This window comes from Paenibacillus polymyxa M1 (assembly GCF_000237325.1).
Classification (GTDB): Bacteria; Bacillota; Bacilli; order Paenibacillales; family Paenibacillaceae; genus Paenibacillus; species Paenibacillus polymyxa_C.
The window spans coordinates 4,577,330-4,591,921 of sequence record NC_017542.1 but is presented as its reverse complement, the minus strand read 5'-3'; the positions used below and the strand labels follow the sequence as shown (position 1 = coordinate 4,591,921).

The window sequence follows — 14,592 nt, the reverse complement described above, 5'->3', positions numbered from 1 at the left end:
AAGGGCGGATGGGAAGCCATGAAATTGCCAGAGCTTACGCCGTGTGAGCGAATAGACGGAGGCTTTCAGGTCAAAATATCCATGTCTTTTCCGCTGCGCTGGGTGAATAGCTATGTGATCAAGGGACAGCATGGTTTTACAATTGTAGACCCGGGTCCGCGCAATCTGGATACAGAGGCAGAATGGGCATTTGTGTTTCAACAGCTGGGCATGTCCTTTGGGGATATTTCGGACATTGTGGTGACGCATCATCACCCCGATCATTACGGATTGGCGGGGTGGATGCAGCAGCAAGGTCAGGCTCGCGTACATATGTCAGCTCGCAGCCATAAGGAAGCGATGATGATGTGGGACGCTCCAGAATTGACGACCGCTATGGAGAAACGGCTGCCTAGCTTTTTTGTCCAGCATGGCTTTCCTTTGGAACAGGTATCAGCCTTGGAATCACATATGCAGCAGGCTTATTTGCAAGTGAATCCGCAGCCTGAGATTACCTTCATTCCTACCGGAATAGACGCTCGTCTGGAATTAGACGGACGGTTCTGGCTGCCCGTTGAGACAGGAGGGCATGCGCCTGGGCATGTGTCCTTATATGAGCCGAATAGCGGCGTTATTCTGTGCGGTGACGCGGTGTTGCCGCAGATTTCTCCTAATATCAGTCTGCTGCCGGGCAGCGATGCCGAGCCGCTGAAGTCTTATATAGACGGCTTGCAGCGCCTAGGTGAACTAGAGGTCGCCTGGGCATATCCCGGGCATCGCAATCCGTTTGGGTATTTTCGCGAACGGACACAAACATTGCTGGCGCATCATGAAGAACGGCTGGAGAAATTCTGGCAGCTGATCCAACCAGAAGGGAGCACAGCCTATGAGCTGTGCATTGCCGTGTTCGGCGACAAGCTGGGGATTCACCAGCTAAGGTTTGCCATGTCCGAGACGCTGGCCCATCTGGTGGAGCTGGTGCGCCGTGAACGGGCCTCTATGAGCGAGGAGAATCCCATCGCGCGCTTTCATTCCTTTTGCCGTCCATAATGGCGGAAAGTTAACGAATATAGCGATATGACAAAGCAACATGACAGAACAACATGACAAAGCGGCATGCATGCCGGGGAAGAGGCTTTTATGAATTTGTTGCTGCTGGGAGCTACCGGACGTGTGGGCCGTTTTATATTAGATTATGCGTTAACGGATGGTCATACCGTAACTGCCCTAGTTCGTTCACCGGACAAGTTGGAGGATTTCGAATCCCAATGCGGGACACAGCTGCAAATCGTACAGGGTGATGCCACCAACGCGAAGGATATAGCACAAGCGCTGAAGGGCGGGCCAGCAGTTGTGATCAGTGCGCTGAATACAGATGGAACCACCACCTTATCCGTTAGCACAGGTCTGCTGATTCGACTGATGCAGGAGCAGTCCATTCACCGGCTCATAACGGTAGGAACGGCAGGGATTTTGCAAAGCCGGACCGAACCGAGCCTGTATAGGTACGAGTCCTCCGATACGCGGCGACGCAGCACCCGTGCGGCCGAGGAGCATCGGCGGGTGTACGAATTGCTGCGTGAATCGGCACTAGACTGGACAATCGTATGTCCGACCTATCTGCCAGATGGCGGACGTACAGGTGTATATCGCGTGGAAAAAGACTTTCTACCCGAAGACGGCTCACAAATTACCACTGCGGATACAGCTGATTTTACCTATCGTCAATGGAAGAGTTGCGATTTTATCCGTACAAGGGTGGGCATTGCCTATTGATCGTGGAACGCAAAACATAGCTTTATTGATAAGCATCCAATCAGAGCCAGTAAGTGTATCTACTTATGTTGCGCTCTTTTTTGTTTGACAAACATTCCGGAATTGAATACTATGGTTCTATAAGGAAACAGTGTTTCTGAGATAAGCAAAGGAAGTGCATTGAATGATGTCTGAGCCATCGCAACCTTATAGAACCTATTCTGAGGTGAAGTTACAGCAACAGCAATTGCTCCGTAAAAATGTGATTGATGCCGCATGCATCCTTCTTGTAGAAGAAGGACCTGAGGCTGTGACTGTACGGCGAGTTGCACAGAAATTAAGCTGTTCCACCAAGATCATTTACAGTATTTTTGGCAGTAAGGATGGTCTTGCCAATGAGATGTATCTGGATGGATGCCGGCTATTGGCCGAAACCTTTCAACAAGTACCTGTTACCCAAAATGTACTCGCTGATCTGGAAGCATTATGCTGGGCATATTGGGAATTTGCGCGGCTTCATTCAGCCTATTACAAAATGATGTTTGGCGGGGCATTATCTGATTTTAAGCCAGATGAACAGAGTTTGGAGGGCACCACAACGGCATTATCGCGAATCCTGCAAACCGTCATACACGCTATGGAGCTGGGAGCACTGAAAGAGCAGGACCCGCTGCTGGTTGTCCGAATGCTATGGTCAGCTTTACACGGGGTGATACATCTACAATTTGCAGGTCATTTTTTGACTGTGGACATGGCACAAGAGGTATATGCATTTACACTGAGGAATACGCTCGATGTATGTAAACCCTCGTCATCTCCAGCGTAAATATGAAGTGGCTGAGGTCGTCTTCGTGATGGCTTCAGTTCATTATATAGTAGTGGTAACAATGTTTCCGAAATAAAACGACGATACTATGGAGGTCATCATCATGTTTATGTATGCAAACAAAACAGCACTCATCACAGGGGCTTCATCCGGAATTGGCGAGGCATTTGCCTATTCGCTCGCGGCTAAGAAATGTAATCTCATTTTGGTAGCGCGCAATGAAACCAAATTAAAAGCACTGGCGAAAGAACTCTCCGCTAAATATAACGTAAAAGCTACGGTGATTGCGCTGGATTTATCCTCACCAGGAGCTCCTCAAACATTGCATCAAGAGGTTCAGTACCAACAACTCAAGGTAGATCTTCTGATTAACAACGCCGGTTTTGCCACCTACGGGTACTTTGAGCAGGTTTCAGGAGAAAGACAGCATGAGGAAGTGATGCTCAATGTGGCTGCTTTAGTCGATATCACACATGCATTTATGCCTGATTTATTGCGTAACCGAGATGGGGGACTCATCAATGTTTCATCCACCGCTGCATTTCAGCCCGATCCCTATATGGCCGTATATGGAGCAACCAAAGCATTCGTACTTTCTTTTAGCGAAGCGCTGTGGGCCGAAAATCGAAAACGGGGACTCAAAGTGCTCGCCCTCTGTCCAGGTGCAACCGAAACCTCATTTTTTGATGTAGTAGGCTCCAGTGAAGCCTCTGTGGGTTCCAGAGAAACACCCCAGACTGTCGTCCATAATGCCTTGAAAGCATTTGAAAAAGGGCGCAGTCATATGATATCTGGTCGACAGAACTATTGGGTAGCTCAAGTATCCCGATTTTTCTCTCGTCAATCCACACTTAACATTGTAGAACGTACGCTACGACCTCAAAATTGATTGCAATTCATGAATCAAGATAGCCTATCCTTAATCGTCAGAATTACCGCTCAATAAGCTGAAATTTTATACGCCGGGTCTGATTTCTTCCAGCTCAATTGAACTAGAAGAAATCAGACCCGGCGTTCCTATTTACATAGATCAAGCGTTCAGATGCTATCCCAGATCTCGCGAATATAATAAAATCCCATCTCGCTTCTCCCAGCCGTTAGCTGACCAGAAGCGTTGACCTCCTATATTATGCTCCATCACAAACAGATGACATTTATCAATGCCTTCCTTGAGTAAAGAGGATAACGCTTTATCTACCAGTCTGGGCGCAATCCCATGACCACGATGTTCTGTGGCTACACCCAGATGATACAGGAACCCTCTGCGACTATCATGGCCTGCTAAAATCGTGCCTATGATGTTTCCAGCGTGCTCACAGACAAAGCTAAGGCCTTCATTTCGCTGCAAAAATCGTGCAATCCGCTCCGGTGAGTCGGCCTCACTCAATCCTAACCCGTCTAAGCCATTCCATAGTGCAATAGCTTGATCATAATCGTCAGCCTGCATCGTACGGAATGTATATCCATCAGTTACGCTTGCCATGTCTCTAGTTCTCCTCTTACCCTTGTATATATCTATTATACGCCAACGCATTGTTTGCAATTAGCGTGTCATTGTTTACCGTGTTGTATTCGGTGCGCTTTCTTCTCCAAGCTCCTGTTCGCGCTCTGCCTGCTTGCGATGGGCGATACGACTGCTGGCCGAGGCTGCGATTGCACCCACAATATCGTCCAGAAACGTATTAATCGGTCCAAGGCTTTTATCGTTCAGGCGTTCCAGCACACCCGGTTTGAGCTTATCGACATAACCGTAATTGGTAAATCCAATACTGCCGTACACATTAACGATGGAGAAGGCTAGAATTTCATCCACTCCGTATAATCCCTCGTCATGCTCAATCATATCCTGCAATGGGGGAAGAAGAGCACCCTGTTCCGCAAGAATATCTAGCTGGATGCCCGTAAGCACGGCATTTTGAACCTCGCGCTTCATCAACACCTTGTCCACATTCTCTAAACATTCTTCCATCGTTAGGTTCGGGTAATATTTTTTCTGTAGAAGCATAACCAGTTCTGCAATTTCAGTCATACTTACACCACGCTTGTGCAGCCACTCACGGGTGGCATCGGCTACCTTTTTACTATTCAAGCTGTAAGGTACTTTTTTCTTGTCCATAAAGTTGAAGTTACCCTCCTCGTGTAGATCCTAATTTTCTACTGCAATTATGACCAGTGTGTCCAGTCTGCTAAAAAAATAGTTATTTTTTACGCGGGGCTCGTATACATATTAGTACAATCTGTACAAAATTGTTAGGGAGGAACTTCATTTATGAACATAAAACACCCATGGCGTATGACCTCTGTAGCCGGGCTGCTATCCCTGCCCCTGTTGTTGTCCGGATGCAGCCTTTTCGGCAACGAAGCCGCGTCCATTGACCCTCCGCCGTCCACGACAGAGCAGTCCATGATTAAGGCTGTAACTGGAAAAGCACCTGCCACGACCGGGCAGTTGAGGGCTGTCTTTTTGCAAGATCATAACGGCTTGCTGGCCCCTGTATCTTTACCGATTGCTTCAGGCGATGTACAGGCAGATGCCAAGTCGGCGCTGGAAACACTGGTTGAGGGCGGGCCTTATGCCGGATTATTACCAGAAGGATTTAAAGGTGTACTGCCTCAGGGTACAGAAGTGAAAAGTGTGACAGTGGACAAGAATAACAAGCTGGCAGTTGTCGAATTTAACAAATCTTTCGCCAACTATAAGCCACAGGAAGAACGCAAATTAATGGAAAGCTTGACCTGGACCCTGACCGATCGTCCCGATATTAAGAGCGTACAGATTTGGGTGGATGGTAAAAAGCTGAACGAAATGCCTGTTGGCGGCACACCGCTCGACCATCCGCTGACGCGCGCAGTAGGGATTAATTTGGAGGTCGGTCATGGCGTGACCCCCCTGGATTCCAGTCCAGTCACCGTGTATTTCTCTTCATCTTCTCCTGCTGGGGTACAATATTATGTACCTGTAACACGACTGGTCAGTCCGGAAAAAGATCGTGTCCAGTCAGCTCTGCATCAATTAATTCAAGGGCCACAGACCAAGGATGGATTGCAGGAAGTGATGACAGGGGAGACGGCGCTGAAATCGGTAGAACGCTCCAAAGATAACGTCATTACGGTATCACTCTCGGATGATATGTTTGCCAAAGGAGAGGCCGTACCTGCTGAATTTTTGGAATCGGTCGTACTGACAGCGGCGGACAATTCGGATGATGCGGTCAAAACGAAGATTCGGATTGAACTGAATGGTGAGAAAAGCGTGATTGGACAAAATAATCAAAATTATGGAGAGCCTGTAGCCAAGCCGCAGCACATTAACGAAATTCCTCTTTAAGGACAGGGAATCGTCCTTGGGGTGCTTTTGCCTGCACACTTTGGTAAAATAAACATATAAGAACAGGTTGCATACGACGTAGGAGGAAAAAGCATGAGTAGATCTAACGGACGAAACGGTGATGAGCTGCGCCCGATGAAATTGACAGCAGGAGTAAATAAATACGCGGAGGGCTCTGTTTTTATAGAGGTTGGCGAGACGAAAGTCATCTGTACGGCTACAGTGGAAGAACGCGTTCCTCCCTTTATGAAGGGCCAAGGAAAAGGCTGGGTGACCGCCGAATATTCCATGCTTCCGCGGGCGACACATAGCCGCAATCAGCGTGAAGCTGCGCGCGGCAAGTTGACAGGCCGTACTATGGAAATTCAGCGTCTGATCGGAAGAGCGTTGCGTTCGGTTGTCAATTTGCAGGCGCTTGGTGAACGGACGATTACGTTGGACTGTGACGTCATTCAGGCGGACGGCGGGACACGTACAACCTCCATTACCGGTTCTTTCGTAGCATTGGCGATTGCAGTAAATAAAATTGCGATCCAGCACAAGTTGCCTGTTTTCCCTATTACGGATTTCCTAGCTTCTGTCAGCGTAGGGGTTGTTGGTGACAAGGCGCTGCTGGATCTGAATTATGAAGAGGATTCCAAGGCCAAGGTGGACATGAATCTCGTCATGACTGGCAGTGGAAAGTACGTTGAGCTGCAAGGTACAGGGGAAGAAAGTCCATTCGACCGTCAGGAACTGGATCAGCTGCTTAGCTTGGGCGAACAAGGGATTCTGCAAATGATTGAGCGCCAAAAAGAAGTGCTCGGACCGATTGCTGATAAGATTGGTGCTGGACGTACAGGAGCTGGGGCCTAATGCGACTGGATGGTCCGGTTGTCATTGTCGCTACGAAGAATAAAGGGAAGGTGCGGGAATTTGCACATGCTTTTGCGCCGTTTGGCAAGGAAGTCAGAAGTATGTACGATTATCCCGACATTCCTGATGTCGTTGAGGATGGCACAACCTTTGCCGAAAATGCGTTAAAAAAAGCCAAAGCGGTGGGAGATGTGCTCGGATTGCCTGTGCTGGCCGATGATTCCGGTCTGTGCGTGGACTTGCTGGATGGTGCGCCGGGCGTATATTCGGCTCGTTATGCTGGAGAAGGTGCCAGCGATCACGAAAACAATATCAAGCTACTCGACGTTCTGGAATCGAAGCAGCTTGGTGATGATACCGGACAGCCTTTGCTAAGCCCGGCTCAATTTGTCTGTACCTTGATTCTGTATAATCCACAGACTGGGGAGACGTTGGAATCGACGGGCTCCGTGGAGGGCTGGATTACGACTGAAACCGCGGGCAGCGGTGGGTTTGGGTATGATCCGCTGTTCTATTTGCCAGAGTTTGAAAAGACAATGGCAGAGCTGACGTTGGAACAAAAGCAGGCTATCAGTCATCGGGGCATAGCCCTGCGTAATTTGGCAACAAAGCTAGGGAATCCGCAGGCATAGTTTGGTAGCAGGGTGAATAATATACCTGTCATATACGAAAAAAAGGCTATCCGTCAGTCATAGGCTGCGGATAGCCTTTTTTGGTATTTTCTGTTCCACGTATCGTATGCATCAAGAAAGATGGGCGGTTGCCACCTCGTACTTTACGGCTTAGGCAGTTAGCACATTTTATCGAATTGCCACCTTGTAGGTGCGAAGCCAATTATCCACTTGCGTCAAGTAAGCAAATAACTGCGGACCCGACATCAGCTGGCCAAACCAAGGTAGATTGGTGGATGCCTCCGGTGAGGCGGCAATCTCCCGTACCTTTTGCGCATCGATCAGCTTGAGCAGTGGGGAAGAGGAATCGTCCAGCAGTTGTAGCGCCTGCTTTTTCACAGCGGCAAGATAGGAGGGATTATGCGTTTTGGGATACGGGCTTTTTTTGCGATACAGCACATCATCCGGCAATACACCCTCCAGTGCCTTGCGTAAAATACCTTTTTCACGTCCGCCTGTCATTTTGATGCTCCACGGAATGTTCCATACATATTGCACCAGCCGATGATCGCAATACGGCACCCGTACTTCGAGTCCCACCCCCATACTCATCCGATCCTTGCGATCCAGTAGGGTAGGCATAAAGCGGGTGATGTTCAAATAAGACATGACGCGCATTTGCGCAGCTTTTCCTGTTTCACCCGGTAGCTTTGGTACTTCTCCGACTGCTTCTGAGTAGCGGTCGTTCAAATACTCCAGCGGTTTGATCCAGTCCCGCACTTCTGGGGATAGCAGACTCGCTCTCATATCGGGAGCAACTGCCCACGGAAATGTGCCTGAGTTCAGCATATCCTCCCGATGGAACCATGGATATCCACCAAACACTTCATCTGCTGCTTCACCAGAAATAGCAACCGTAGCGCCCTTTTTAATCTCCCGGCAAAAGAGATACAGTGACGAATCCACGTCCGCCATTCCGGGTAAATCCCGCGTTAGCGTGGAGTTATTCAGAGCTGCTACAACTTCTGGTGTATCGAATTCAATCCAGTGATGATTTGTCCCTAATTCATCGACCATTCGCTGTATCCAGGGGGCATCAGCTCCGGGCTGAAACGCATGGGCTTTAAAATGCTTGTCGTTGTCCACATAATCGACCGAATACGTATGAACTTGTCCCTGCCCGGTACGTTTGTAATAATCGACGGCTAATGCGGACAGGGCGCTTGAATCCAGCCCGCCAGACAATAAGGTACATACCGGTACATCCGAAATAAGCTGCCGCTCCACGGTATCCATCAACAGCTCTCGTACCTTGAGTGCCGTTTCTTCGGTGTTATCCTCATGTGCAATGCTTTCCAGCTTCCAGTAGGCTTGGATGCGTACGCCGTCACGGCTGTAGGTTAGGGTATGTCCGGGACGCAATTCCTTCATCGATGAATAGACGCCGTGTCCGGGGGTGCGTGCAGGCCCAATGATAAAAATTTCTGCCAGTCCCTCGGCGTCTACGGCGGCCTCTACCGCTGGATGCTGGAGCAGTGCTTTGGGTTCGGAGCCAAATACGAATACATCTTCGGTTTGGCTATAAAATAACGGCTTCACTCCCAGGCGATCTCGTGCCAGAAATACCTGCTCCCGCTCACTATCCCAGACCGCAAACGCAAAGATGCCGTTCAACCGATCTACACAATCCGGGCCCCATTCGATATAGGATTCGAGCAGTACCTCTGTGTCGCATTGTGTACGGAAAAAATGACCGCGCTGTTGCAGCTCTTTTTTCAGCTCAGGCGCGTTATATATTTCCCCGTTATATACAATCGTATAAGTGATATCCTCAAGCTGCCGGATCATAGGCTGAGCGCCGTTTTCCGGGTCCATTACGCTTAGTCTTCGGTGTCCGAAGGCACACGGGTTGGATATCCAGGTACCCGCAGCATCCGGTCCGCGATCGGAGAGCGTTTGCGTCATATTTAGCAGTAACTCAGATTGATGCATCAAGTCTCCGTTCCACTGTATGAAACCTGTAATTCCGCACATGTCTATTCATCCTCTCTTTGTCGTGTTCATCCAGTGTTGGAATGAATCAAAAACTAAATCCCCAGTTCATCAGTATATATGCCGAAAAGAAGCATAAAATGTCTGTCCGTTCCGAAAACTACAGATGGGGCAACCCGTTTACTCGTGAGGAAGGAGGGAGACAATGTACTACATCAAGGATGCCAAAATACGCCGCTTCACTGAACTTGACGGAGTGCGCTGCGCTGAGGTAGAAGTGCGTCCCGGTGCCGCAGATGACCCGGAGCTGCTGGTTTATATCACAGCCACGAATCAGAAGGATGGTCAGCCTGACTATGACATGGTAAGGATCATCCGCAATGATGCCGATCTGGAGCTGGATTGGTACGACAATAATCTGCATTCGGCATTTGAGGAAGTGACCGACAAGGCTTTTACTGACTCTACGCACATTACCGCTGGTGAGGAACGGGAAAAATTCAAAAGGGAATTGCTTTCCTATGGGCAGCTTAGTACAGAGTTTGCCAAGGAGTTCGGGACATGAGAATATGGTGTACTATACCTCGGCTTTTGTTGATTTGGGCACCGGCGCCATCGCCGGATCAGCGTGAAAGGAGGGGGAAATCATAGACGGCAAAGCGAAGTATAAGAAAAACAAAGGCAGCAGTTATATTCATAACAATGAGTTCGCGGAAGAAGTGCTGGAGAAAAACGTAAGACATGAAGTACGCAGAAGTCCTAAACGCTTTGGGAATAAATAAGCTACCAGTGAACTAAAGCAACTCATCAAAGTTGATCCCAAAGAAGCCTCCGTATTCGTCAGATTTGCGAATATGGGAGGCTTCTTTTAGAATTAGGCCGCTTCACGCAGCGTCATGATCCCTTTGTAGATGTTATAAACAAAAACGCCGAGATAGACCACTACAAATAGCAGTACAAACCCGATAACTGAACCTGCATGATTGGCAGTGATAATAAAATACACTAGCGGAATCGCCGCAATAATGGGGAAAATGTGCGATAAAATGGCTTTTTTCGCGTGTCCCTGAACATATTCATCCCGGACTGCGATCCACACAATGACCGGCACCAGAAAAGGTGCGAAAAAAATGCTGAAATAACAAAGTGAAGACAAAAGGCCCCTCACGGATCACCCCTCCTTTTTGGCATCGTTCTTTGTACATAATACCCCTTTAGCGTCCAAATGATTCCTTTTGCAGCCTGCTTTCCTGTATAATGAAAAAATGCTTTTGACAGTTGGTCAAAATATGATATAATAACTAATGCACTGAATACATAAGGTTTTATTGATTGTCATCTTGTCCCAGTAGCTCAGCTGGATAGAGCAACGGCCTTCTAAGCCGTCGGTCGGGGGTTCGAATCCCTCCTGGGACGTAGCAAAATCTTCCTAATTCAATATTAGGAAGATTTTTTTTGTTCCAGTGGGATGAGAACCCCTTGGGGGGACGTCGGAGCTAAGCATCGTTAGCATAAACTTCGCAGTCTCGACCGTAGGGAGAGTATCCCTCCTGGGACGTATAGCAAAAGCTTCCTACATGTAGGAAGCTTTTTTGTATCCCGGCAGTATGATTGATTCTGGTTTTATACTGTCGCCTTTTCCTTATGAGCAAAGAATTGCGGCAAATGTTCTTTGTGTGCTTCCAGCAATTCATCCAGCACGGTTTGGGCGATATCCCCGCTTGGAACGAGCGGATTCAGGGTGAAGGCTTGCAGTGCTGTCGCATAGTCACCAGTGACCGCTGCTTCAATGGTCAGCTCTTCCATCGCCTTCATGACTTGCAGCAGGCCCCGCTGTGCTGGTGGGAATTTGCCAAAGTTTACAGGCTCTGCACCATGCGCGCGAATGACACTGGTTACTTCGATGGCGCTATCATAAGGGACATCATCAATCGCACCATTGTTACGTGTACTAACCACCATCAATGTGCCTTTGTTATTATAAATGGAATTAATGATTTCACATGCAGCATCGCTGTAATGTGCACCGCCGCGTTTGGATAATTCCTCTGGTTTGTAATCCAGATTCGGATCTTTGTACAATTCAAACAAACTTTCTTCCAGACGTTTAACGACTTGGCCCCGAGTTCCTTCGTTTTTGGCCTCCTCTAATTCTTCCTTGAGCATGTTATCGGTCATGTAGTAATACCGATGGTAAGGACAAGGCAGCATTTTCAATTGACGAACCTGATCGTACAGGAAGCGCATGTTCTTAATATTTTCAACGACCTTCTCTGGCTTTGCGCCTGGAGCGTACAGTCCTTCAATGACTTGCTCTGTTAATTCGGCCCCTGTTTTGTCATAAACTTTGTGCCAATGAAGGTGGTTAATTCCTGCAAATTTAAAGAACAGTTCTTCTTCCGGTTTGTCCAGTACAGCCGATGCACTCTTGATCGCACCGATGGGAACATTACATAATCCGATGACTTTATCCCACTTACCATAACGAAGTACCGCTTCGGTGACCATACCCGCAGGATTGGTGAAGTTAATCAACCATGCATTCGGACACAGTTCTTTCATATCTTCAACGATACTGAGGATAACGGGGATGGTACGAAAAGCTTTGAACATCCCGCCAGCCCCATTAGTTTCTTGACCGATCATGCCGTGTTTTAACGGAATACTTTCGTCCTTAATCCGGGCTTCCAGCAAGCCTACCCGAAATTGTGTTGTGACAAAATCGGCATCCTTCAAGGCTTCCCGACGATCCAGTGTCAAATGTACTGCACAATCAATACCTGCGGCCTTCACCATCCGTTGGGCCATGGCCCCCACGATCTCCAGCTTTTCGCGTCCTGCCTCAATATCTACCAGCCATAATTCCCGAATGGGAAGCTCTGCATAGCGTTTGATAAAGCCTTCTACTAATTCTGGTGTATAGCTGGAGCCTCCGCCAATGGTTGCGATCTTTATGCCTTTTTTCATGGTTAGTGCCTCCTGAGTATGTTTTTTAAAACCGCTTTCTTAAGCTCAAATTCACTGTAATCCCTGTAATGCATTACAGGTCAAGCGCTTTTAAAAAACTTATTTGGGGAAGGTGACAATTGTAGGGACGGGACCACGAACATGCTAAACACGAACATGCTAAAATAGAAAGAACGAGGTGAGAAATGTGGCAAATATTCATGAAATTGCAAAGCTGGCGGGCGTATCCTCGGCAACGGTGTCCCGTGTCATTAATAACCATCCGTACGTAAGTGAACCGACAAGGCAGCGTGTACAGGAGGTCATAGACCGACTGGATTATGTACCTAATTTGAATGCGGTTTCATTAAAAAAGGGCATGACCAAGCTCATAGGAATTATTTCAATTTCTTTTAATGATTCATTGGGTTCATTTGTGCGTGGATTTACAACCTATGCTCAGGAGCATGGTTTTAATATGGCACTATTTATTACGAATGGAGAGAAGGAGCGGGAGCTTGAAGCACTGGAAATGCTGCGGAGAAAGCAACTGGACGCCTTGGTCTGTATGATTCGCGTCAATGAATGGAGCGTGATTGAACACTATACCAAATATGGTCCAATTGTGACGTGGCAGCGTGTAAACATTGATGCAATCCCATCTGTATTTATGGATCAGTATCAGGGGTACATGCTTGCGCTGGAGCATCTGTATGCCAGAGGCTACCGCAGCATTGTGAATGTATACGGGAATATGAGGGGACTGAATACGAAGGAGCGCATACGGGCTTATCATGATTTTTGCAAAAAATATGATTTGAACGCTGATGCCTTCCCGCATTTTTATGATTTAAATTCAATGGAAGCGGGTGAACAAATTGCTCACTGGTGGAGCGAACAGCCCAATAAGCCTGATGCCTTCGCTTGTTCTACCGATTATTTGGCTGCAGGGCTTTTGACTGAAGCACGTAGGCTCGGTGTTTCTGTACCAAGTGATGTTGCAGTGGTGGGCTTTGATAACATCGAAATTTCGCATTTGCTTGATTTAACCACCATTCATTACCCGATTGACAAACAAGCGGAAAATGCATTCATCATGATTCGAAATGCCCTAGAGGGGCTTCATGAAGAATTACATCCTTTGGAATTCAAATTAGTAGAGCGAGCGACCACCTAATATCCTGGTTATTCTTTTTCGCTTATCGGTGTGCTATTCAGGGATTAGTAAATAAAAAAAGGGACTCCATAATAGAATAAATTCCAGAGGAGTCCTTCTTTGCACGTACTCTAATTCATCGGTCTCTCATAATTCCATTACGAAATTAACGTCAGAATAAATGCACAGATCGTAAGTAGAATTAATTATTTAAAATAGGTATTTCTCCAAGCAGATTCTTTAAATTAATAGCATCCCACGGCATATGCTCGGTTATACCTAACCCAACTACATCGGTTTCTTCAGATAGTTCTTTAATCAGATGAAGTAGTTGAGGTATTTGCATGGTTCCCGCAGGAGAAAGATTATAGGGAGCTTCAGGGTTGGCGAATAATAAAGAACGAAATGATTTTGGATCAAGTACATCTAAATCAAGGTGAATCGCCAGGTGCTTGATGCCGCTTTCTGTAATCCACTCTTTTATTGATTCGGTACTGATCGTTAACTCTTTGGTTCCAGCAGTTCGAATCCCTAATCTTTGAATTACTTCAGCATCTGTTTCTATAGTAGTAACACCTAGTTTTTGAAATGTTTCTGAAAATGCTTTTGTCTCTTCTTCTGTAGGAGCCGCTAATCCAGCGATAAAGACATTTTCAGGCTTAAGAGGAACTTTCACATGTTTTGCAAACTCCTCATCTCCTTCTCCCAACAGATTCCCAAGTGGTAATGTATGTCCGTTATCATAGCCCACATATCTAACTAAATCACTGTGAGCATCGATCCAAATTAGCCCTAATTCTCCACCGTATCGTTCGTTCAAATAGGCAAACGGGGCTTGTTCGACTAAGCAGTCACCACCAAACATTACAATGCGATCTGGCTTATGAGCGTCAATGATATGTTGAGCAGCCTCTAATTGTTCAAGTAGCTGTTTTCTCCCATTCATACCGTTCTCGTTGTCAAGCGGAGTTCCATCATAAGCTTGAACCGGAACATGAATAAGGGGTTGATCATTGTCTGGGGCTAGCCAAGCCAGCAGTTCAGCTCCAAAAGAGTAGTTAGGATTGTTTCCTCCTTGCCATTGCGGCATTAAGAGGCGTATTGTTCTAGTCATATTTTCTCTCCTTTACTTCAAATTACGGTT

General features: G+C 47.3%; 15 protein-coding genes and 1 tRNA gene. 10 read left to right on the top strand and 6 right to left on the bottom strand.

Going from position 1 to position 14,592, the window contains the following annotated elements:
* Nucleotides 1-18 precede the first annotated feature (18 nt).
* From PPM_RS20650 to PPM_RS20635, 4 genes are all read left to right on the top strand, one after another.
* Nucleotides 19-1,029: an MBL fold metallo-hydrolase gene (locus PPM_RS20650; RefSeq protein WP_016324669.1), complete on the top strand. Its 1,011-nt coding sequence runs from the start codon at nucleotides 19-21 to the stop codon at nucleotides 1,027-1,029.
* Nucleotides 1,030-1,119: 90 nt separating this feature from the next.
* Nucleotides 1,120-1,755 carry an NAD(P)-dependent oxidoreductase gene (locus PPM_RS20645; protein ID WP_043886039.1) on the top strand — a complete coding sequence of 212 codons (636 nt, stop codon included), beginning with the start codon at nucleotides 1,120-1,122 and terminating at the stop codon, nucleotides 1,753-1,755.
* A gap of 166 nt (nucleotides 1,756-1,921) precedes the next feature.
* Nucleotides 1,922-2,560, top strand: coding sequence for a TetR/AcrR family transcriptional regulator (locus PPM_RS20640; protein WP_043886140.1), 639 nt, complete (start codon nucleotides 1,922-1,924; stop codon nucleotides 2,558-2,560).
* Between the two features lie 103 nt (nucleotides 2,561-2,663).
* A complete protein-coding gene (locus PPM_RS20635) occupies nucleotides 2,664-3,449 on the top strand; it encodes an SDR family NAD(P)-dependent oxidoreductase (RefSeq protein WP_013372751.1) in 786 nt (261 codons plus the stop codon).
* Nucleotides 3,450-3,605: 156 nt separating this feature from the next.
* Here PPM_RS20635 and PPM_RS20630 read toward each other — a convergent pair whose 3' ends face one another.
* Together PPM_RS20630 and PPM_RS20625 are read right to left on the bottom strand one after the other, a co-directional pair.
* Nucleotides 3,606-4,043 carry a GNAT family N-acetyltransferase gene (locus PPM_RS20630; RefSeq protein ID WP_013372750.1) on the bottom strand — a complete coding sequence of 146 codons (438 nt, stop codon included), beginning with the start codon at nucleotides 4,041-4,043 and terminating at the stop codon, nucleotides 3,606-3,608.
* 75 nt (nucleotides 4,044-4,118) lie between these two features.
* Nucleotides 4,119-4,676, bottom strand: a complete 558-nt coding sequence (locus PPM_RS20625) for a phosphatidylglycerophosphatase A (protein ID WP_013372749.1) — start codon at nucleotides 4,674-4,676, stop codon at nucleotides 4,119-4,121.
* A gap of 153 nt (nucleotides 4,677-4,829) precedes the next feature.
* Between PPM_RS20625 and PPM_RS20620 the strand changes: the two genes are divergently transcribed.
* The 3 genes from PPM_RS20620 to PPM_RS20610 all read left to right on the top strand — a co-directional run bounded on the left by PPM_RS20620 (nucleotide 4,830) and on the right by PPM_RS20610 (nucleotide 7,375).
* Nucleotides 4,830-5,888, top strand: a complete 1,059-nt coding sequence (locus PPM_RS20620; protein WP_013372748.1) for a GerMN domain-containing protein — start codon at nucleotides 4,830-4,832, stop codon at nucleotides 5,886-5,888.
* 93 nt (nucleotides 5,889-5,981) lie between these two features.
* Entirely contained in the window at nucleotides 5,982-6,743 is a 762-nt protein-coding gene (gene rph, locus PPM_RS20615) for a ribonuclease PH (protein WP_013372747.1), read from the top strand.
* Nucleotides 6,743-7,375, top strand: coding sequence for an XTP/dITP diphosphatase (locus tag PPM_RS20610; RefSeq protein WP_013372746.1), 633 nt, complete (start codon nucleotides 6,743-6,745; stop codon nucleotides 7,373-7,375). Before rph ends, PPM_RS20610 begins: the two co-directional genes overlap by 1 nt.
* Before the next feature lie 168 nt (nucleotides 7,376-7,543).
* Here PPM_RS20610 and asnB read toward each other — a convergent pair whose 3' ends face one another.
* Nucleotides 7,544-9,388 (bottom strand): asparagine synthase (glutamine-hydrolyzing), encoded by a 1,845-nt coding sequence (gene asnB / locus PPM_RS20605; RefSeq protein ID WP_013372745.1) that lies wholly within the window; start codon nucleotides 9,386-9,388, stop codon nucleotides 7,544-7,546.
* Between the two features lie 163 nt (nucleotides 9,389-9,551).
* On the opposite strand from asnB, the gene PPM_RS20600 reads away from it, so the two are divergent.
* Complete coding sequence (locus PPM_RS20600; protein ID WP_013372744.1) at nucleotides 9,552-9,911, top strand: hypothetical protein; 360 nt, start codon at nucleotides 9,552-9,554, stop codon at nucleotides 9,909-9,911.
* A 309-nt stretch (nucleotides 9,912-10,220) separates the two neighbouring features.
* On the opposite strand, the gene PPM_RS20595 is transcribed toward PPM_RS20600, so the two are convergent.
* Nucleotides 10,221-10,514 (bottom strand): DUF4870 domain-containing protein, encoded by a 294-nt coding sequence (locus PPM_RS20595; protein WP_016324668.1) that lies wholly within the window; start codon nucleotides 10,512-10,514, stop codon nucleotides 10,221-10,223.
* 174 nt (nucleotides 10,515-10,688) lie between these two features.
* Here PPM_RS20595 and PPM_RS20590 point away from each other — a divergent pair.
* Nucleotides 10,689-10,762, top strand: a tRNA-Arg gene (locus tag PPM_RS20590).
* Between the two features lie 207 nt (nucleotides 10,763-10,969).
* Here PPM_RS20590 and PPM_RS20585 read toward each other — a convergent pair.
* Nucleotides 10,970-12,313 carry a 6-phospho-beta-glucosidase gene (locus PPM_RS20585; RefSeq protein WP_013372740.1) on the bottom strand — a complete coding sequence of 448 codons (1,344 nt, stop codon included), beginning with the start codon at nucleotides 12,311-12,313 and terminating at the stop codon, nucleotides 10,970-10,972.
* A 187-nt stretch (nucleotides 12,314-12,500) separates the two neighbouring features.
* Here PPM_RS20585 and PPM_RS20580 point away from each other — a divergent pair, with 187 nt between their 5' ends.
* A complete protein-coding gene (locus PPM_RS20580) occupies nucleotides 12,501-13,469 on the top strand; it encodes a LacI family DNA-binding transcriptional regulator (RefSeq protein ID WP_013372739.1) in 969 nt (322 codons plus the stop codon).
* 181 nt (nucleotides 13,470-13,650) lie between these two features.
* On the opposite strand, the gene PPM_RS20575 is transcribed toward PPM_RS20580, so the two are convergent.
* Nucleotides 13,651-14,562 carry an arginase family protein gene (locus PPM_RS20575; RefSeq protein ID WP_013372738.1) on the bottom strand — a complete coding sequence of 304 codons (912 nt, stop codon included), beginning with the start codon at nucleotides 14,560-14,562 and terminating at the stop codon, nucleotides 13,651-13,653.
* Nucleotides 14,563-14,592 lie beyond the last annotated feature (30 nt).